The 21,315-nt window shown below is 39.2% G+C and carries 18 protein-coding genes and 1 pseudogene; 7 read left to right on the top strand and 12 right to left on the bottom strand.

The features are described from left to right. Nucleotides 1-6: 6 nt before the first annotated feature. The 3 genes and pseudogenes from MED121_RS01085 to MED121_RS24580 all read right to left on the bottom strand — a co-directional run. Complete coding sequence (locus MED121_RS01085; RefSeq protein WP_009831728.1) at nt 7-900, bottom strand: hypothetical protein; 894 nt, start codon at nt 898-900, stop codon at nt 7-9. 830 nt (nt 901-1,730) lie between these two features. Further along, on the bottom strand, nt 1,731-2,708 hold the full coding sequence (locus MED121_RS01090; protein ID WP_009831729.1) for a transposase: 978 nt from the start codon (nt 2,706-2,708) through the stop codon (nt 1,731-1,733). Between the two features lie 128 nt (nt 2,709-2,836). Then, nucleotides 2,837-3,051 (bottom strand): annotated as a pseudogene (locus tag MED121_RS24580) (transposase); the annotation flags it as partial. Between the two features lie 91 nt (nt 3,052-3,142). Here MED121_RS24580 and MED121_RS01095 point away from each other — a divergent pair. Continuing rightward, the gene (locus MED121_RS01095) at nt 3,143-3,640 is read left to right on the top strand and encodes a lipocalin family protein (protein ID WP_009831731.1); all 498 of its coding nucleotides are present in this window, start codon (nt 3,143-3,145) and stop codon (nt 3,638-3,640) included. A gap of 190 nt (nt 3,641-3,830) precedes the next feature. Here MED121_RS01095 and MED121_RS01100 read toward each other — a convergent pair whose 3' ends face one another. The 8 genes from MED121_RS01100 to MED121_RS01135 form a co-directional block, all read right to left on the bottom strand. Further along, nucleotides 3,831-4,340, bottom strand: coding sequence for a hypothetical protein (locus MED121_RS01100; protein ID WP_009831732.1), 510 nt, complete (start codon nt 4,338-4,340; stop codon nt 3,831-3,833). A gap of 2 nt (nt 4,341-4,342) precedes the next feature. Next, on the bottom strand, nt 4,343-4,900 hold the full coding sequence (locus tag MED121_RS01105) for an AAA family ATPase (RefSeq protein WP_083789344.1): 558 nt from the start codon (nt 4,898-4,900) through the stop codon (nt 4,343-4,345). Nucleotides 4,901-5,110: 210 nt separating this feature from the next. Continuing rightward, nucleotides 5,111-6,088, bottom strand: coding sequence for a transposase (locus MED121_RS01110; RefSeq protein ID WP_009831734.1), 978 nt, complete (start codon nt 6,086-6,088; stop codon nt 5,111-5,113). A gap of 105 nt (nt 6,089-6,193) precedes the next feature. After that, complete coding sequence (locus tag MED121_RS01115) at nt 6,194-7,171, bottom strand: transposase (protein ID WP_009831735.1); 978 nt, start codon at nt 7,169-7,171, stop codon at nt 6,194-6,196. Nucleotides 7,172-7,757: 586 nt separating this feature from the next. Further along, nucleotides 7,758-8,699: a hypothetical protein gene (locus tag MED121_RS01120; protein WP_009831736.1), complete on the bottom strand. Its 942-nt coding sequence runs from the start codon at nt 8,697-8,699 to the stop codon at nt 7,758-7,760. Further along, nucleotides 8,689-10,386, bottom strand: a complete 1,698-nt coding sequence (locus tag MED121_RS01125) for an AAA family ATPase (protein WP_009831737.1) — start codon at nt 10,384-10,386, stop codon at nt 8,689-8,691. Before MED121_RS01125 ends, MED121_RS01120 begins: the two co-directional genes overlap by 11 nt. Nucleotides 10,387-10,413: 27 nt before the next feature. Then, nucleotides 10,414-12,609, bottom strand: coding sequence for a DNA/RNA helicase domain-containing protein (locus MED121_RS01130; protein ID WP_009831738.1), 2,196 nt, complete (start codon nt 12,607-12,609; stop codon nt 10,414-10,416). Next, on the bottom strand, nt 12,609-12,986 hold the full coding sequence (locus tag MED121_RS01135) for a nucleotide pyrophosphohydrolase (RefSeq protein WP_009831739.1): 378 nt from the start codon (nt 12,984-12,986) through the stop codon (nt 12,609-12,611). Before MED121_RS01135 ends, MED121_RS01130 begins: the two co-directional genes overlap by 1 nt. A 422-nt stretch (nt 12,987-13,408) precedes the next feature. Between MED121_RS01135 and MED121_RS01140 the strand changes: the two genes are divergently transcribed. The 4 genes from MED121_RS01140 (at nt 13,409) to MED121_RS01155 (ending at nt 18,211) form a co-directional block, all read left to right on the top strand. After that, the gene (locus MED121_RS01140) at nt 13,409-14,659 is read left to right on the top strand and encodes a hypothetical protein (RefSeq protein WP_009831740.1); all 1,251 of its coding nucleotides are present in this window, start codon (nt 13,409-13,411) and stop codon (nt 14,657-14,659) included. Nucleotides 14,660-15,154: 495 nt separating this feature from the next. Continuing rightward, the gene (locus MED121_RS01145; protein WP_009831741.1) at nt 15,155-15,709 is read left to right on the top strand and encodes a methylated-DNA--[protein]-cysteine S-methyltransferase; all 555 of its coding nucleotides are present in this window, start codon (nt 15,155-15,157) and stop codon (nt 15,707-15,709) included. A gap of 575 nt (nt 15,710-16,284) precedes the next feature. Next, entirely contained in the window at nt 16,285-16,998 is a 714-nt protein-coding gene (locus MED121_RS01150) for a response regulator transcription factor (RefSeq protein ID WP_009831742.1), read from the top strand. After that, nucleotides 16,979-18,211: a HAMP domain-containing sensor histidine kinase gene (locus MED121_RS01155; protein ID WP_036178460.1), complete on the top strand. Its 1,233-nt coding sequence runs from the start codon at nt 16,979-16,981 to the stop codon at nt 18,209-18,211. The genes MED121_RS01150 and MED121_RS01155 overlap by 20 nt, the downstream gene beginning before the upstream one ends. A 109-nt stretch (nt 18,212-18,320) precedes the next feature. On the opposite strand, the gene MED121_RS01160 is transcribed toward MED121_RS01155, so the two are convergent. Further along, nucleotides 18,321-18,983 (bottom strand): TetR/AcrR family transcriptional regulator, encoded by a 663-nt coding sequence (locus MED121_RS01160; RefSeq protein WP_036179054.1) that lies wholly within the window; start codon nt 18,981-18,983, stop codon nt 18,321-18,323. Nucleotides 18,984-19,217: 234 nt separating this feature from the next. Here MED121_RS01160 and MED121_RS01165 point away from each other — a divergent pair, with 234 nt between their 5' ends. Together MED121_RS01165 and MED121_RS01170 are read left to right on the top strand one after the other, a co-directional pair. Beyond that, nucleotides 19,218-20,669, top strand: coding sequence for a coniferyl aldehyde dehydrogenase (locus MED121_RS01165; protein ID WP_009831745.1), 1,452 nt, complete (start codon nt 19,218-19,220; stop codon nt 20,667-20,669). A gap of 72 nt (nt 20,670-20,741) precedes the next feature. Beyond that, a complete protein-coding gene (locus MED121_RS01170) occupies nt 20,742-21,302 on the top strand; it encodes a hypothetical protein (protein ID WP_009831746.1) in 561 nt (186 codons plus the stop codon). Nucleotides 21,303-21,315: the final 13 nt, after the last annotated feature.

Raw genomic sequence — 21,315 nt, forward strand, 5'->3', positions numbered from 1 at the left:
TATTGGTTATGTTGATTTCGGTACGGTAGCTATCAATAAACCATTTAGATTCATTTTGGGACCACCTCCTGGGTGAAATACAAAAGCATCTAATTGTTGGACACTGACTTTTTTTCCCTCTATCTTTATGGATGATTCATATGGAATAGCAAGCGAAATACCAGCACATATAGAGGTTATTGGTTGGGCAGAACCTTGGTTCGGAAGAGAAAAGCCGGATAGCAAAAAAGCCGCATCTATAACTTCACTGGAGAATTCGTGCGACACAATTTCGTTACTATCTGAAATTGGTTTTTCTATGTTCACTACCTCAAGAGTAATATCAGTATCTTGCTTGCTTGGCAACCCGATAAAACCTTCGTATAGTGACCCCTTTTCACTTTCCTTCCCTCCATAGATAGTACAGATACCAGCAGCTTTTAGTGCACCATCACTCACAGGATCTAAAGCACTTTGTATAGTTAAACTCTGGATTCCATAGCTATCGCCATTACTAGGAAAATTAAACCCAGAAAGAAAAGAACCAAAGCTAGAAAAGTTTGATAGGCCCTCTTTTGATTCTCCTTGCTGGATATTGAACAATTCAATGGGTGAACCTTTTAAATAATTAACCTCCGCCACACAAGTTAGAAAACATGCATTGCTAGACAGACCACCACCTCCACTTTTTTCCGAAATATTCATATCTAATTGAACCGTAATTTCTAGCGCACTGATATTAACTGTACTTACCTCAATATTCATTTCAGAAATAAATTTTTCGAACCCATCCAGCCAAAGCCCAAATCCTCCGATTCCGATTACATACGAAATTATTTTTGAATTATCTCCTATTGAATCAAAATTAAATGTAGCAGTATTATCAGCACACACTTGTACAGTCTTAATCTGAATTGTCATAATTGAACCTTGGAAACATTACTCGTCAAAGTCTTCGAAATATTGTGAAGACGGAGAACTTTATCAATAATTGATAAATACATTCTAATAGTATTTTAAACTCAACAAGCCCTCTTTTTTGAAAAATAGTGATAAAATAAATTATTGCAAATCAAAATATTGTTCATTAATTTAATATTGTCAATTCGATAAATGTAAAAATGTTTCACCAAGACAGCCATTCTAAAAGAGATTAAATACAACTACACCTGAACACCATACTTATTTACTTATTTAGACAGCCATTTTAAAAGAAATAAAAGGCAACATCACCTGAACAGCACTCACTTCGCTCATGTTCATCATTTTATGGTTAAAAATAACAAATTTCTAAAGACAGCCATTCTAAAAGAGATCAAACACGACTACACCTGAACAACACTCACTTCGCTCATGTTCATCATTTTATGGTTGAAAATAAAAATAAATTCTTAAATTGGAGGCTAACTATAAAGTATTCATTGAAGCTTTTCGTATTTTGGCCGAACAGGTATCTCGCGTTAACGATTAGAAAGTATTAGGTGAGTGAAGTCTGTATGACTAAGACAAAAGCCTTCTACATGCTGCTAGATTATAAATTTCTAAAGACAGCCATTCTAAAAGAGATCAAACACGACTACACCTGAACAACACTCACTTCACTCATATTCATCAATTTATGGTTAAAAATAATAAGAAATTCTTAAACTGGAGGCTAACTATAAAGTATTCATTGAAGCTTTTCGCATTTTGGTCGAGCAGATATCTCGCGTTAACGATTAGAAAGTATTAGGTGAGTGAAGTCTGTATGACTAAGACAAAAGCCTTCTACATGCAGCTAGATTAGGTCGTCTTTTGATATGAGTATGTTCACAGTACTTAGCCAATTTCCTCTCAGACCCAATCGCTGTGGTGAAATGCTTTTCAAACCCTGTTGAAACCTCTAACCATTGCTCTGTTGTAAGGTTAATCCGCTGAAGAATCGGGGCCAGTGAGATATCCAAAGCGCCTCGCTTATCAGATCGAATCACCCGACCCGTTAAATCAACTAATTCAAGGTAATCAGTAAGTTTAAAAGGTAAGCCTTGAGGCTGATCTTCCCGTTCATAGCCAATAAAAGGAAATAAGTTTTTGGGTTGCGTCTGATTTGTTTTTGCCACTTCAATGCGGGTTTTGATGCTGGTGTGCTTGGACGTTTCTGGTGTTAATTCCATTTTGGCGCGAACCGGATTCAAATCGACATATGCCATGCATGACACAAGCGCAGCCTCGTCTAACAATGCCTGGGACTTAAATCTGCCTTCCCAGAATCGCCCTGTACATTTGTCTTCATTGTTAGCCATACGCGCTACAGATTCATTGAGCTCTCGCATAAACCAGCTAATGTCACACAGGCGTTTACGATACTTCTCACAGCTGTCATAGACAGAGGCTAGCTCAAACTCAGCCATAGCTTCATCTCGGAGATATTTATCAGTGAATTGTGTCCCTTTATGAAGTTGATGCCACCTCTCAAGTACTTGCTTCACATCCCAATTTATTGCCTCATCTTCATTAACATGAAGTACTAAGTGAGTGTGATTGCTCATCACAGCATAAGCACAAACATCGATAGCAAACACCTTAGCTAGGGCTAGCATTTTATCTTCTACCCACCCTCTTCTGTGCTCATAACTTTGGCCTGTGAACTTATCTTCACCGCATAGAAAAGCGCGGCGAACGCATCGGGAAACACAATGGTAGTAAGACGTGTCTTGAAGACTTATTAAGGACTTGCGTGGCTTTGGCATTATTAGATTCCTCATCCTTGAGTGAATCCAATAAAGTTAGTTCGACTTACCTGAAATATAAAGTAAGCAGGTCAAATTACGAAGGGTGTCTATGGTAATTTTAAATTACGAAGGGTGTCCATGGTAATTATCACCGCATAAGCACAAACATCGATAGCAAACACATTAGCTAGGGCTAGCATTTTATCTTCTACCCACCCTCTTCTGTGCTCATAACTTTGGCCTGTGAACTTATCTTCACCGCATAGAAAAGCACGACGAACGCATCGGGAAACACAATGATAGTAAGAGCTTATCTAGAAAAGAGCTGAAGACTTATTAAGGACTTGCGTGGCTTTGGCATTATTAGATTCCTCATCCTTGAGTGAATCTAATAAAGTTAGTCTGGCTTACCTGAAATATAAAGTAAGCAGGTCAAATTACGAAGGGTGTCCATGGTAATTTCTTACTACAGCCAGCCATTCATCCATGTCTCAGGCAAAGTGACGATTGATGGCGTGACACATCAGGTTTCTGGCAAAGGTTGGATAGACAGAGAATGGAGCTCTCAGTTCTTACTCGACTCACAACAAGGCTGGGATTGGTTTGCACTCAGGCTCAATGATGAAACCAGCTTAGTCGTGTTCCAACTTCGAAACGCAACAACAGGCAAAGCCAGTTACTCTCACGCAAGGTTAATGCAACAAGATGGCTCTGGCATCGCCATTTCACAGCAGGACATCAGCTTAACCGCCGTCAAACAAACAGAAATCGACGGACGCGATTACCCAACAACGTGGCAATTATCCATTCCAACACAGCAAATTAAAGTGACAGTCTCGGCACTGAATCCAAAGGCAAAAATGCCCCTGTCGGTTCCATATTGGGAAGGGCCAATCCTAATAGAAGGGACACACTCAGGGACTGGCTATATGGAGTTAACGGGATATTGACCCCATAAACGCGTCTTTTTAAACATTCCTTAATCTCTAAAGACATCCAATCTAAAATCGAGGAATTATGCATCCCTAAAAGAGAGCTGAAAGAGAAGCCTTATTAGATTCCTCACCCTTGAGTGAATCTAATAATATTTGTCGGGGATTAGATGCAGATCAAATTACGTTGGGTGTCCATGGTAATTTTCTAAACAAGCAACCCAGAATTTCTCGCCATTCCTTCGTTAATAACCGCTATATCAGATATAGAAATCCCCCACAACTTAACCTGTCTAATAAACAACGAACGTAATTTTTCCGATAAAGGCGGTAAAACATGATTAGGGGCAGTAGGTATAACCAACACTAGTTTAAATCCAATAGTAGACCAATCAAGCTGCAACAAAGGCTCGCTAAGTTCTTCATTAACCTGATTTAATTTCCCTAACTTCCCCATTGAAGTTGCAACTACTGAATTTTCCAATTTTTCAAATATTTCTTGAAAATAATCGTCAAACTTCTCTTTGGAGTTTTGTGGATTAGGAACACTACTTTTTGCTTCCAAAAACCAAATCAACTGCTTCTCATTGTCGTGCCAGACGAATTCACAACTTTTGACTCCCTCATTATTCAAGACAAACTCTGATTTTTCTATTTTAAAAACATCACAATCTTGGAATTCTCCAAAGTTTAGGCCTGACTCTTCTATTTGAATCACGGTTAAACTCCCTGAAATTCTTGCTCAAACAAACGCACTGACTCATTAATAATCTCATTATCAGGTAAACCATCATTACGTAATGATGAAACGCTCCATACACCCTCATTATCGGGACTGAAACAATTTACGTCTGCTGATTTATTGGCAATAATTGCTAACTTTTTTATTACATAGTAAGAATGTGTAGCGATAAAAAATTGAATGCCTTTGTCAGCTAGCGCTTGAACAATATCAAGAAGCTGAACTATAGCTGTAGGGTGTAATGCTGATTCAGGTTCATCGATGAAAATAACAGAATCTGGAGTTAAGAAACGATTGCCTAGCAAAATATCAAGGATTGCAATTTTCTTAATACCTTCGGCAGTATTATGTATTGAAAATTTTGCATTGCCTTTACGGTATAACCATTTTGCATTTGTTTGGTCATACTCTATACGCCCCTGAAACATATCTTCCAAGCTTTTTCTTGAATCTGAAAATGCCCTATAATTTCGACCGCTTTGTGTTGGATTTTGTAATGCTACTACTAAATCAGCATACGTTGCATCATCAAAAATACCGAGACAGCCATTCTAAAAGAGATTAAACACAACCACACCTGAACACTGTTCACTTTATTCTTATTCATCATTTTATGATCGAAAACAAAAAGGAACTCTTAAATCGGAGGCTAACTTTAAAGTATTCATTGAAGCTTTTCGCATTTTGGTCGAGCAGGTATCTCGCGTAAACGATTTGAAAGTATTAGGTGAGTGAAGTCTGTATAACTAAGACAAAAGCCTTCTACATGCAGCTAGATTAGGTCGTCTTTTAATATGAGTATGTTCACAGTACTTAGCCAATTTCCTCTCAGACCCTACCGCTGTGGTGAAATGCTTTTCAAAGCCTGTTGAAACTTCTAACCATTGCTCTGTTGTAAGGTTAATCCGCTGAAGAATCGGGGCCAGTGAGATATCCAAAGCGCCTCGTTTATCAGATCGAATCACCCGACCCGTTAAATCAACTAATTCAAGGTAATCAGTAAGTTTAAAAGGTAAGCCTTGAGGCTGATCTTCCCGTTCATAGCCAATAAAAGGAAATAAATTTTTGGGTTGCGTCTGATTTGTTTTCGCCACTTCAATGCGGGTTTTGATGCTGGTGTGCTTGGACGTTTCTGGTGTTAATTCCATTTTCGCTCTGACTGGATTCAAGTCGACATATGCCATGCAAGCAACAAGGGCAGCCTCGTCTAACAATGCCTGGGACTTAAATCTGCCTTCCCAGAATCGCCCTGTACATTTGTCTTCATTATTAGCCATACGCGCTACAGATTCATTGAGCTCTCGCATAAACCAACTAATGTCCATTAAACGTTTTCGGTACTTCTCACAGCTCTCATAGACAGAGGCTAGCTCAAACTCAGCCAAAGCTTCATCTCGGAGATATTTATCAGTGAATTGTGTCCCTTTATGAAGTTGATGCCACCTCTCAAGTACTTGCTTCACATCCCAATTTATTGCCTCATCTTCATTAACATGAAGTACTAAGTGAGTGTGATTGCTCATCACCGCATAAGCACAAACATCGATAGCAAACACCTTAGCTAGGGCTAGCATTTTATCTTCTACCCACCCTCTTCTGTGCTCATAACTTTGGCCTGTGAACTTATCTTCTCCACAGAGAAAAGCACGACGAACGCATCGGGAAACACAATGATAGTAAGGTGTATCTTGAAGACTTATTAAGGACTTGCGTGGCTTTGGCATTATTAGATTCCTCATCCTTGAGTGAATCCAATAAAGTTAGTTCGACTTACCTGAAATATAAAGTAAGCCGGTCAAATTACGAAGGGTGTCCATGGTAATTCGTGACTAAGACAAAAGCCTTCTACATGAAGCTAGATTAGGTCGCCTTTTGATATGAGTATGTTCACAGTACTTAGCCAATTGCCTCTCAGACCCAATCGCTGTGGTAAAATGCTTTTCAAAGCCTGTTGAAACCTCTAACCATTGCTCTGTTGTAAGGTTTATGCGCTGAAGAATCGGGGCCAGTGAGATATCCAAAGCGCCTCGTTTATCAGATCGAATCACCCGACCCGTTAAATCAACTAATTCAAGGTAATCAGTAAGTTTAAAAGGTAAGCCTTGAAGCTGATCTTCCCGTTCATAGCCAATAAAAGGAAATAAGTTTTTGGGTTGCGTCTGATTTGTTTTTGCCACTTCAATGCGTGTTTTGATGCTGGCATGTTTGGACGTTTCTGGTGTTAATTCCATTTTGGCGCGAACCGGGTTCAAATCGACGTATGCCATGCATGACAAAAGCGCAGCCTCGTCTAACAATGCCTGGGACTTAAATCTGCCTTCCCAGAATCGCCCTGTACATTTGTCTTCATTGTTAGCCATACGAGCTACAGATTCATTGAGCTCTCGCATAAACCAACTAATGTCCATTAAACGTTTTCGGTACTTCTCACAGCTCTCATAGACAGAGGCTAGCTCAAACTCAGCCATAGCTTCATCTCGGAGATATTTATCAGTGAATTGTGTCCCTTTATGAAGTTGATGCCACCTCTCAAGTACTTGTTTCACTCCCCAGTTTGATGCCTCTTCTTCATTAACATGAAGTACTAAGTGAGTGTGATTGCTCATCACCGCATAAGCACAAACATCGATAGCAAACACCTTAGCTAGGGCGAGCATTTTATCTTCTATCCAACCTCTTCTGTGTTCATAACTTTGGCCTGTGAACTTATCTTCACCGCATAGAAAAGCACGTCGAACGCATCGGGAAACACAATGGTAGTAAGACGTGTCTTGAAGGCTTATTAGAGATTTTCTTGGTTTAGGCATATTAGATTCCTCATCCTTGAGTGAATCCAATAAAGTTAGTTCGACTTACCTGAAATATAAAGTAAGCTGGTCAAATTACGAAGGGTGTCCATGGTAATTTTTCTAAATTTGCTCAATTTAATATTTCCTACAAGTAATCAAGAAACCATTTTAAAAGAGATTGAAAAAAACATCACCTGAACAGCACTCACTTTATAGCTGAAAGAAAAAAACGCTCATAAATAGGTAATTTACATTGGAAAATCCATGTTTTTTGTATTTAGAGCTCTAGCCTTAACGATGTTGAAGTAAAAATTAATTAATGGGAATTAGCAAATTGACGTGCCTGTCCCGTTAAAATTCAGAAAAGCACGTCGAACGCATCGGGAAACACAATGGTAGTAAGACGTGTCTTGAAGGCTTATTAGAGATTTTCTTGGTTTAGGCATATTAGATTCCTCATCCTTGAGTGAATCCAATAAAGTTAGTTCGACTTACCTGAAATATAAAGTAAGCAGGTCAAATTACGAAGGGTGTCCATGGTAATTTCAATGGTAATTCCAATGGTAATTCCAATGGTAATTCCAATGGTAATTAAGTTGATATTTTATCGCTCAATATTCTTTATATTTTCAGATAAGTCCGAATATTCAAAGTAATTTAACAAATCAATATTGTTCAACACTCCACGATAAAAAATTGCTTCCCACCTATTTTCAGATTGTTTTCTAGCCTTATTAAAAAAACGAGTTATAGTTTTGATTAAAGGCTCTCTAGTTTCATCTTCTTTCTCTTCAGCAAGTGTTGCCAACAAATCTGAATATTCGTTACTGCAGTACTCTTCAAAACGATTAACAAAATCAATTTCTTTAATATGGCGACTAACAAGTAGCTTTAAAGGCTCTGGAGTGCAATGAGGGACGTCAGCGATAAAAGCTGATGGATTTTCAAATGGTGGACTTATATTCAATTCGATCAATACTTCATCTATAGGGTCGTAATATGGATGAATGAATTTCTTATTTCCATTTATATCCTTAACCTTATTGCCTTTCAATTCCTGACAATCTGTACACATAGGTGTCAAGTTTTCCAATACAATCGAGAACTCTGGATATATAGACTGAGGTAGATAATGATCTAATGTTCCCGGTTTTCCAGGTTCTCCACAACAAGGACAAAAAGGGAGTTTGTGATTATCTCTCATGCTTCCTAGAATTCGATGTAAATCCTTACCTTCATCTGGCTTATATAGTCCTTGGAGTGATTTTTTTCTACGTTGAATCAACCTATCTAATGGAACTGCACTTTCACGAAATTTGGGAGCTTGATATTTTTCATCATCAATTCTTTGTTGGCTAATGTATGTATCAAGTGTTAATTCCTTTATCAAGCAAGGATCCCCACCAGTCTCACGATAGCTCAAAATATGAGCAATCCAGTCATCTTTTAAAGCATAAAAAAAATCTCGATGTTTCACTCTCTCAGCAATAGTATTATTCACTATATCGATCGAATCATAATTTGGTAATGAAAGCTTAGCTACCATGCCTTTGCCTCCCTAATCGTAAAATTTTCATAATTAATTGTTCATTAACTTCTTCACCTAAAGATTCAATTAACTTCTCCACATCAGGCTCTTTCTCTACCAACCCTTTCAACCAGTCATCAAATGGTTTTGTAACTGACTTATCCCCGAATACATAAGATGAAATTTTTTGAACACTTGCACCAAAAGTCTCAAACGGAGGAGACACTACATCTAATCCATAACCTTCATCTCTAAAAATATGAATACATTTTGAAGGTACTTCTCTCACAACAACCAAGGAGTGTGTTGCAAGAATAGCCTTTGACTTAAACGGCTCTAAAACAGTTTTTAATAAAGAAACAAATTCAACTTCTAAGGTTGGGTGTAAAAACAGCTCTGGTTCATCAATAACCACTAAGCTATTTTCTTTCAATTCGCCAACAACATTAATCGCTATGTACATAAAGAGCCTTTGGCCTGAACTTAATGTGCATAGGGCTTTATCTTTAAGAAAAACAACCCCTTTCTCCAATTCACTTGCTTCAATTAATATATCTTCAGTAACAAACGTGGGGATGCCTGAGTCTAAAATCAAATACTTTTTATCATTAATTATGGTTAAATTATGCGATAGGATGCCAAGTTTTAATGGGGCTTTTATCTCTAATGCCATATGTTCAAATTCAAAAGCATGACGTAGAGCATCATTAATCGTAGGCAGTTTCTGAACTCGCCTTGTGATGAAATTAAGTCTCGTATCGTCATATATTGCCTTAATGACTGATAAAGCAGAATGTTTGGCAGGTAAGTTTCTATTGATACCAATTGAGCCATCGGGTCTCTCTTGACGAAAACCAAAATACTTATAAGCGTGCTTATCTTGTAAATTATACTTATTTAAATCTAATTCAAACTCTTCAAATGGGCTATACGAAACTAAGATCAAGTTCCTAAAATTTGGAGTTTTATCAAAAGGCTGATGACCTAATTTTTCAAGTGTTTTTAGGTCTCCAATACCTGTTTTCAACCAGTATTCAACTAGAGACTTGATACTATAAGACTTACCAATTCCATTTGGACCAATAAGAACATTAATTTCATAAGGAAGCAGAGGAGATGTAAACTTAAAAGGAACTTTTTTTACTCGTTTATCTCTTGTAAGTAAATTGAGTTCAAAGTTATGAATTTCAACTGTACTTCCATCAAAAATACGCCATCCATCCTCATATGATTTTGTAGCTCCACTTTCACGTAAAATGGAGTTAGCAAACTCTTGGCTATTAAGCAATTTTGAAAAAGATTCATCATTAATAATATTTTTTAGTAAACCTGCATCATTCAGTTGCAATAGAAATTTTTTAGCATTCTCTAGTCCTAGTTTAGACTCCAGAATTGAATAAAATTCAATATCAGATGGCATTGATACATAATAACAATTAGGTATTGGAAAAAAGCCATCCCAGCTGCCTGAAGCCTTCAACTGATTCAAAGTGTCTGCAGTATAATTGCTCCCCTCAATTAAAACCTTAATATGGAAGTCAAAATCTAACCTTTTCCCTTCAAAATAAAGGCTAGCAATTAGCGTTGTTTTCGTTCCGTAATCGTCCCAGTTATTTCCTTGTAACGCTAATAAATTTGGCTCAAAGGGTAAACCTGCAGGTTCACTACTATTCCACGCCCCCTGACCATGGTAGAAAATTTTCATAAACCAATCACCACTAATATTAAAAAACTAAACAACCATCAAAAACTCACCAACTACAACCAACTCCTCACCTTCTTCAATCACAATCGGCGAGTAACCATAAGCATTGGTTTCTGGCTTTAGCAAAATTCTCTGGTTTACGAGCTCACCATCTTCAACAACCTTCTCACTCCCATACCTTTTCACCGTATAGGTGCCGCCATGATCTGGGTCTTCAATACTGTGATGTTGAACAAGAACAATCTTGCCATTACGACTGCCACCGGGATTGGCTTTGAACAGACAAATAGATCCATCGGGCACCACTTTGCTCATTGATTCACCCACCACATAACAGGCAAATAATCCCTCTGATGGTTGAATATTATCTGGTAAGGCAATCCAATCAAGGTCTCCTATACTTTGCTGAGAACTAAAACCTCCTGCAGCTGCTTTAATATCGTACAAAGGAATGGCATTGACGAATGGTTTAACTTTATGAATAGGCATTACTTCAGGTTTCCTAATTTTCATTGCTTTCTCACCTGAAATTACCGCTATATGTCGCGATAAGTACTTTCTTAACTCTGGATCGCATGCATATAAATAGGTACCACGAATAGCTCTTAGCAGAATGGTTTTATAAATATTAATTATATAGCTCTTAAGTTGAGCGGGGTCCTTTATTGATTGCTTACCGTTTTTATCAAAGTAGTTTTTTTCAATAATGACAATTTCATTTTTGATTGGATCAAATGAAATCTCTGGGCCTAATATGACTCCGGTGTAATTTAGATCATAACCTTGAGTAGTATGTATGCAGCCTACCTCATCTATGGCACCCTTTTTATTAATCCAATCTAAATTAGTTGAATTCCACTTCAGACTTACATCACCAATATTAATGTCATAAACCGATTTATCATTATTTGATTTCCATGGCCATGCGAATCCTGCAACCAACCTAGCTAAACCATAGTGCTTTTCACACTCCTTTACCGCACAAATCATATCTGGTAATGATTCAAACATAAGCAGCTCATAGCCTTTATGACTAAAGACTGCATTGTGATCTAGCTTCAACTTAAATAACTGATCAATAAATGCTGAATACTGGTTTCCGCCTCTAGACCTAAACTGGGACTTCAATTCGGTAGTTTTTGTTTTTTTGTTTTGCTTAAGTTTATAAAAATCTTCGTGTAAAACATCTGATGGTTTGATTGATTGCATTTCATCATAAAACAACACTGTCTTTTTTGACTGCATAAGCACCCAATCAAGTTCACTACAGGTATGTTTATCTAGTTCAAGACGCTTACAAGTTTTATCAAAGCCACCAAAGTATGTTCCTAAATTCACTCTTCTTCTAAGGCGATGTGACTCATCTACCACAATTAAGTCTAGCTCTGACTTTACTGCCTCAGATGGTGACATAACCATTGCAGCTTTTAACCCTTTAATATTTCGAAATGCTTTTTTCAAAGTGTTACGAAAAGATGACATGGGAATCACTAAGGCAATCTTTGGATCTGGATACTTCTTTTTAAATGCACCTACAAGTGATTTAAGAATGGATGTACTAGAATCTTCTACCTCATCTGCATATATAGGTTCTTCTGATAGCAGTAGCTTAAACAAATAAATAGCGAGAATGGTTTTACCAGTACCTGCACCACCTTCAGCAATCACAGTATCATGGTCATTATCAAGTAAACATCTAAGAATATTGATAACACCTTGTTCTTGCTCTATCGACAAAGATTTATAAGGAGAGTACTTAAAAATATCAGAGTTATTCAAAGAGGGTAGCGAATGTATAACTATACCTTTAGCGCGAAGGTCATCCCATATACCTTCAAATATATTGTTATAGACTTCATTTTTTTGATAATAATTATGGTTAGCAATACCAAGGTTGCTGTTGATCAAATCGAATTGACCATCTGCTGCAATGTATCGAATAAGCTTCGATTCTATGTCCAGTGCAGCAGATTTATTAAACTTATCACTACTAATTAGTTGTAAGCTATTTAGCTCACTTTTTTCTACATGGCTAAGGTGAGCTTTCATCCGAGAGGTAACATTGGTGCTTTCACCAATGTAAGCCAGTTTTTTCTTTTTCTTACCTCCACTCAATAAATAAACTACTGGCCACTGGTTTTTAGCAAAATGGTTATTTTGAAGATCCATTACACCATTATCACAAAAGCTGTACCGCTCAATTTTAAAGGAAGAATCGCTCATTAATCCTCACTCTTCTTCAGTTCTGTCTGATCATACTCTGTATATTTCTTAGCACTGCCCTTCACTAGATCAGCTGGATATTTGGCTTCATTCTTGAGCATTTTCTGCTCTACAGCGTCTAGGATGTTGATATCGAGTTTGGTTGCTAGACGTAATAAATAAACTTGAACGTCTGCAATTTCATCAACAACAGCTTGTTTTTGCTCTGGGGTAAGGTTTTGAGATTGTGCTTCGGTAAGCCATTGAAAGCACTCAACCAGCTCTGAGGCTTCGACACTCAATGCCATAGAAAGGTTTTTCGGAGAATGGAATTGATCCCAATCTCTCACATCTGCAAAATCCTGCAGTTTTGATTTAAGCGCTTCTAGCTTATCCATACACTCTTTCCTTGATTCAACCTGATCGTTACTTTCTTCAAATTACTTTGAATCAAAAAGGATATAAAAGTAAGCGAGCTTCATTTTAACTAGGTATAACCCCCTTTATACGCCCCTCTCCTCCACATTTCAATGACACTAAGTGACTGTCCCAGAAGATTTATTTGAGGGTTTCAAAAAATGAACCTCACTCTAGCTTGATCACTAAAAGCTATCTAAAGAGCTATCTAAAAAACTCTTTAAAAACGAATACAACCCCCGCTTAAATCCCGCAAACAAGACCCCTCTCCTCCCTTCAATCGATTTCCCCTATAGCCCAAGTGCCAGACATTGCATCCTTTTGTTTAAAAGCATCAACAACGTTTTTTTTGGAACGAACTGAAATGAGATAACACTGACATGGCTTACAAAGGTAAATAGAGATGAAAGAGGATTTAGTGAAGGTATTGAGTCAACTGGGAACGAGCACTCAAGGCAAGGTGGTTGAGCCTAAATTACCCATGGGAAGTAATTTGAATATTGGCTTTCAAGGGCCTCGTTTTTTAAACCGTACCCAAGCGGTGAGCACAGGCCATTTAGGGAACTGGATTAAGCATTTGGCCAGCCGTGGTGGGGTATTGGCAGATCGACCTTTGGCGACTTACACCTTACCTGGCGCCCACGATGCCATGACCTTTGCTTATAAAGGCAGCTTTTTTACCCGCAATATTGCCACCTTTGTACGCGGCGGCACTGTCACTCAAAGCCTCTCTTTGGTGGATCAATTTAAGGCGGGGATTCGCTACTTTGATATTCGGGTTAAAGAGGTAAAAGGCAAGCTTTACGGCTTTCATGGCAAGATCACTTTTAATCAGTTTGATGCAAAACAGGAGATCCGCAGGCTCTTTATTCTCTCAAGCTGTCGCAAAGAGCCCATCATAGTCAAGTTTGTTTACAGTGGTAACGCCTTCCCTATTGTTAAGGAGATTGCGAATAGCTTTGCTAAAAACCTGATGCCCACCAAAGATTATTGGCATAAAGGGGTTGGTGAGTGCATCAATCAGGGCAAGGTGATTTGTATCTTCCATAAGGCCAAGGACAAACACAGGTTAAAATGGGGCAATGTGGTGGATACCTTTGGGGATTATGGCAAACACAAGCTTGGGGGCTTTTCTAACAAGCATTCTTTGAAAAAACATGATGAACACTTAAATAAGATGGTTGCTCAAGCGCCTACGGAAAAAGAGGAGATTCTCAAGGTGATGTCTTTGAATATCCCCTGTGTACAAACCGGCACTAAGAATATCCTAATGAATGCCCCAGGGTTATTGATTGAGGGGCTGATTGTGGTGGCGACCGGGAGCTTGATTCGCCCCGGAGGGCAAATTCATCATGTGAGTAATATGCTGAGGGTTCCCCAGAAAAGCCGCTGGTTAGGCTTTTATAAAAGCGTGAAAGACATAGAAAAGCACCAAGGGGTGAAAGAGATTAATCAGTCCTTTGTGTTAAAGCTCAATGCCTTGGTGGATTCTTGGTATCAGATCATGTACCAGCAAACCTATGGGGTGAAAAAAGCCTTGCCTGTGGCGGATCAGATTATGTCGCAAGTCTCGGGTGTAGTGGGCATGGATTTTGTGGGCGAGAAGAAGCAATTGATCCTTGAGTTGATTGAAGTGAACAATCGGGACTTTTAGTTGGGCGTTTAAAAAGCGTTTTATTCGCTCTTTATTAACTTTTTATAAGCTCTTATTATCTCTTGATGAAAGAAGTGCCATCCTGCTTAAGGAACCTACGAATAAGTCCTCCCGCCTCAGCGTGTGGATAAAAGCCGCTAGATTTATGGCGAGGAGCGCAACTTAATAGTGATTCTATTGATAAGGTCCTCAATGTAAAGATAGCGCTTTTAGACCACGCCCTTCGGGTCTTTCAGAAAAAGTAACACCCTGTGTTGTCACTTCTCGAAAGGTACCTACATTACGTCAAAGTAACGCCTTGCGTGATACTTTTTCTGATAAGACTGAGAAGAGGTGACTTAATCGCAGGTTCCTTAATTGCAGGATGGCATTTTTTATTGATGAGGCTAAGCCACTGAAGCTGATAAAAACACTGTATGTTCAAACAGTAATTTATTTGTTATTTTAGCCGTACCGCAATTTCTCATTTTTAGATAATGCACTCAAGGAAACTCAATGCCACAGCCCAACTCCCCTATCCTCATCCAATATTACAAAACCAATTATGCTGAGTTTATCTTGGGGGCTTATGAGGGTGAGCTTTGTATGTTGGACTACCGCTACCGTAAATCTCGCGATGCGGTGGATGCAAGATTGCAGCGTTTGCTCAAAGCGGATTATGTTGAGATAGCAGATACCTCGACACAGGTGCCGGTATTTGAACAAACCAAGGTGCAACTTGAAGCCTACTTTTTAGGTGAGCGTAAAACATTTGATTTACCCCTCTTGTTAGTGGGTAGCGAATTCCAGCAAGGTGTATGGCGCGCATTATTAGATGTGCCCTATGGTGAGACGGCAAGCTATTTGGAATTATCTAAGCGCTTAAATAATGAAAAAGCGATTCGTGCGGTGGCCAGTGCCAATGGGGCTAATGCCATTTCGATTATCGTGCCTTGTCATCGTATTATTGGTTCTAAGGGGGAGCTGGTGGGTTATGCTGGCGGCTTGCCCCTAAAAAAACGTTTGCTGGATTTAGAGCAAGCGAGATTTGTACAGGAGACTCTTTTTTAAAGAACGTATTTAAGCTCTTCTTTAAAGAGTCGTTTTCATGGCATTTGGTCTTATTTAGCGTTTTTTAGTTTATAGCCACTTTTCTTACCGCTTTTCCCTTTTATTCTTTCATTTCATTTGAGCTCATTTTACAGGGCTCTTTTTTCATTTTTTTATCTTTTAAAAATTAATTTTTAATGACACAGGTTTTCAAGCCAAAAAAAGGGCTTTTTGCCCCCTCATAATCAGCATTTTTACAAAAAACCTTTAAAAACTGAATATCCCCTCATTTTCCTCTAGCATTGTGGCTACTTTATTGTTTTTACTAACATTTGTTTTACTTAATACTTTAAGTTACAAGGTGTTTTTAATTTAGTATATGAGCAAAAACTTATGTATGAATAGGTATTATTCGCATTCGTTATGCTTTTATTTTTTACGTTTTCCAGCAAGATGCCCGCTGGTTACTTATTGATCTTAAAGTGATTTTTAGTTTTGTAAATTCAATAAATTAAATTCATTTTAAAACCACGTTTACCTAGCATTTACTTTCATATTGATAGAGTGCAGGTAACTCGATATGGATATGATGATAAATGTTAGAACAATTTAAACAAACGCCTTTGCTCGTCTTAATTGTTGAAGACAACACTGCTTTAGCTGCCAATATCATTGAGAGCTTAAAGGAATTTAACATTGAGTGTGATTACGCTAAAAATGGTATTCAAGCACTCAGCCTCGCTCAGCTTTATCAGTTCGATGTCATTATCTCTGACATTTTAATGCCTGCTATGGATGGCATTACTATTTGTAGAAAATTGCGCGCGTTAGACGTTACCACCCCCATCTTATTATTAACGGCTTTAGGTCACATTGAAGATAAGGTCACAGGCTTTAGTGTGGGGGCTGACGATTATTTGGTGAAACCCTTTGAAATGCTGGAGCTAGTTGCCAGAATCCGCTCCTTATCGGAAAAGCAACGTATCAACCCTTCTCGTCTGGTGGTGGAGGACCTTCAAGTAGACCTTAAAACCCATACGGTATCTCGGGCGGGTAAGCCTATCTTTTTATCCCCCACTTGTTGGGAGCTATTAGTATTTTTAATGCGAAAAAGCCCCAGTCTGGTGAGTAAGGAGCAAATAGAGCAGCACCTTTGGCGGCATAATGGTACCCCAGAAACCGATGTCACCAAGGTGCACCTTTATCGTTTACGACAAGCGATTGATAAGTCATTTGATTGCCCCTTATTGCATACGATTCGAGGCCAAGGGGTTGTGCTAGGGAGACGTCATGTTAAAGCCAGCGCATAGTTTAAGAACACTCTTTAGTGTATATCTGGTAATTTCATTTGCCATCATTTTAGCATTTGGGGCCTTTGTCCATGAATCCATTCAAAAAAACGCCACTGAAAATGCGATTGAAATCAGCTTAAAAGCATTAGCAAAAAAACAAGATAGCGGCGCCGATAGCCAATTAACTAGCCCGTATTTAGGCCGCTTGAGCTTGTATTTAAACTGGTCGTTAGCCCCAAAAACCGCCAGGGTGAAGTTTGATCTAGCCAATCTCAATGAAAATGAAATTAGCATGAGCTATTTGGATGAGCATACCTTAAGTGCGCTGCTGCCCTATCGTAATAGCCAAAATCGTATTCTCTACTATTTATTGGAAGTGGATAAAAAAGACCTGCCTGATGCAACCCAAGGCATTAATGAAGGCTTGCTCTTATACATTTTAGCGACGTTATTTTTGATGTTACTGATTGCTTATTTGCTGACTAAAAATGTGATTAAACCCCTTAACTCCTTAGCGGAATTTGCCAAGCAAAACGAGGTAGGTAATAGTGCCATTCCCGATACCTTGGCTAATCGCATTGATGAGATTGGCGATGTGGCACGAGCGTTAAATCATTCATTACATAATATTCGTCAACAACAAAACCGTGAGAAGCATTTTTTACAAAATGCCAGCCACGAGTTAAGAAGCCCTTTGGCAACCATAGGCAGTGCCTTGCATGTGATTAATTTGCGTCAAACCAAAGGCATTAGTTTTGAAAGTCAGTTATTACAAATTAAGCGCTGCTATCAGCAGATGACCCAGTTAACCCAAGCGCTTTTATGGCTATCAAAAGAAGAGAAAAGTCTGCAAACCAGCGAGTTTAATGTCTCTGAGTTGATAGAGTTTCATCTTATGCAGTTAGAGCATTTAATCACTAATAAAGCCATTGAGGTGGTGTTTAAACGCGACAATATCTTGATTGATGAAGCCCGTGCTCTGGTGGATGTGGTGGTGAGTAACTTGATCCGTAATGCTTTTGAAAATAGCTCGGGGGGGAAGATTATTTTGCACCATACCAAGTCGGGGTTTTCTATTTCCAATCCGATTTATAAAGAAGCCTCATCACATTCTCAGAATCAAGGTTTTGGGCTGGGTTTGCATTTGGTGAATAAGGTAACGCAAAAGCAAAATTGGCAGTTATTAATCCATGAAAGCGAGCAGCAGATGGATGTTCAGGTCAATTGGTGAGTTTATTTATTAGGCAATTTATTAGGCAATCTATCAGACAACTTATCAGGCAATGTATCAGGCGATCTAGCAACCGATTAATGAGTGAGTGAAACCGTTAAGGAATTGCTCATTCAGCATCAATTAAACCAATGTGATAATTTTGCATCAGGGCTTGAATCTCTTGTTGATACTCAGGTGACACATAGGGGCTTTCTAGTTGGAGCACCTGATGCATGCCCCCTTCTACCATGTGTTTGCTAATGCTTTGCCCCTCTTCTAAAACACAAGATTGCAAGAAGGCAAACCAGCCGGTGACATTGATCCAGGTATTGGTCACTAAACCTCGTCGCTGCATTGGCGTTATCTTAATAATGCCCGCCTCATTTAAGCCAAGATAAACAGCATCGAGTTTTTGTAAACAGGTATGATAAAAGGCTTTATAACGCACTTGTAAAGCGGGGTTGGTGGTGAGTAATTGGCTTAAATTGAGGTGGATAAAACGATACTGCCACAGGCTTTCAAACACCCCGAGCATGACGCTATATTTATCTTCCAGGGTCATTTTATCATCTACATTCGCACCTTTTGGAAGGGTGAGAGCCGCTTCTATTTGGGCTTCATGCTGTAAAAAAAGCTGGTAGATGATGTCCTGTTTATTTTTAAAGTGATAATACAAGTTCCCCGTCGACATCCCCATATGGGCCGCCAGATGATTGGTGCTCACCTTATGCTCACCCTCCTCATTAAATAGGGCTAGCGCAGCAGTTAAAATACGATCTCTTGTCTTCATTGTTAACTCGGTACTCCCCTTTTCAATTAAAAGGCGGATAAAAGGCATTTAGTGTTGATTGCGCTTAAGACAAACATTAAATGCACTTAAGATAAACATTAAATGAGCTCTATGAGCCATTAAACCATACACTTTAGTTATATCAGATTATCATAGCATACGTATTGCAAATTAGAGTATTTACTCTAAACTGGATTTCATTGTTTATTTTTAAGCCATTTTTTGGAGCCTAACATGCATATTCAAGCGAAAGAGCCTTCTTCTCACCTGACTGATCCAGCACCAGGTACGCCTATTCGCAAGCTGCTAGATGCCCAAAAACTGGCTTATGCCAAACACCCAATGCCCAGTTATCAAGAGCGCATCCATAAACTCAAGGCCTTAAAAAGTGCCTTACTTACCTTTCAAGAGCCTCTGATTCAAGCCATTAATCAAGATTTTAGCTGCCGCTCCCGCGATGAAACCTTACTGGCTGAGTTGATGCCCACCATAGAGTCCATCAACTATGCCATTAAGCATGTTAAAAAATGGATGAAGCCTAGCAAACGCAAGGTTGGCCTCCTCTTTATGCCAGCTAAGAATCAGCTTCATTATCAACCTTTGGGTGTGGTCGGCATTATCGTGCCTTGGAACTACCCTATATTTTTAGCGTTGGGGCCTTTAATCGGTGCCTTAAGTGCTGGGAATCGCGCCATGATTAAGATGTCGGAGTTTACCCCACACCTTAATAAAGTACTGATTGAGTTATTAGATAGCATTTACAAACAAGATACTGTCGCTGTGATTGAAGGGGACGCCGCCACTGCCATTGCCTTTACTGAGCAAGCATTTGATCATCTACTTTTTACAGGCTCCACCTCTGTGGGTCGCCATGTGATGATGGCCGCGGCTAAAAATCTGACCCCGGTTACCTTAGAGCTTGGAGGTAAATCTCCCGCCATCATTAGCCCTGATAGCCCCATGCAAGAGGCCTGTGAGCGCTTGTGTTTTGGTAAGTCTTTAAATGCGGGGCAAACCTGTGTTGCGCCCGATTATATCTTGGTACCCAAAGAGCGTGAGCAGGCATTTATTGATACCTATAAAGCCGTGTTTGGCAAGATGTACCCCAGCTTGAAAGATAATGATGATTACAGCGCCATTATCAACCAGGCTCAATATCAAAGGTTAGCCCGTTGGTTAGATGAGGCTAAAAACAAGGGGGCTATTTGCCATGAAATTAACCCAGCCGAAGAAGATTTAAGCCAAGGCCGTAAAATGGCGCCGGTATTAGTACAAAAGACAGAGTCAGATATGACCATTGTCTTAGATGAAATCTTTGGACCCATCTTGCCTATTATCACTTATACCTCCTTAGATGAAGCGCTGGACTATGTTAAACAGCGCCCTCGCCCATTGGCCCTGTATTATTTTGGACACAATAAAGCCGAGCAACAAAAAGTGTTAACCCAAAGCCACGCAGGTGGTGTGTGTATTAACGATACCTTGGTGCACCTTGCTCAAGATGATATGCCATTTGGTGGTGTGGGGGATTCTGGCATGGGCCAATATCATGGTCATGAAGGGTTTTTAACCTTTTCAAAAGCCAAATCTGTGCATATTAAGGGCCACTTTAATAGCGCTAAATTTGCCTATGCGCCATACAAAAGCCCAATGCATAAGCTGATTTATCGCTTTTTTATTCGTTAGCTTTTGGTTTTAACACCCATTGCTCGCCCTCGTCATATTTGCCATTAGATCACAATAATAAAAGGTGAATTTATGCCTGTCACAAGCAACCGTCGTGGTTTTCTCAAACTGGGTTTGGCATCGTCCATTGGCCTCACTCTCACCGCTAGCCTGATAGGCATGAGCCCTCATATTCAAGCCAAAAGTCCTGAAGATTTTGCCCATTTAAACTTTCGCTTTTTGGATGCGGATTCTGCCAACTTTCTAGCGGCCCTTTTTCCCCTTGTGCTTAACAAAAAAGACTTAGATAGAGACAGCCAAGAGACCTTATTAATCGCCTTAGATGAGGTGATTGATCACTTTAATGCTTTTAATCAAAAACAGCTAAAACAGCTTTTTGATTTGATGGGATTTGCGCCAACACGTTTTATTGCAGGTGCACCTTGGGCGAATTGGTCTGAGGCGAGTGCGCAGGAGATTGAACACTTTTTGATTGGCTGGCGTGACAGTCGTTTAGCCTTAAAGCGCATGGGTTACCTCTCAATCTGTAAGCTGATCAACTTGAGCTGGTATGCCAATAAAGCCACCTTTGCAGAGGTAGGTTACCCAGGGCCACCAGTTAAAATTCCAACACCGATTACCCATTCTTTATAGCCCTTTTTAGATT

The organism is Marinomonas sp. MED121, from assembly GCF_000153025.1.
GTDB lineage: Bacteria > Pseudomonadota > Gammaproteobacteria > Pseudomonadales > Marinomonadaceae > Marinomonas.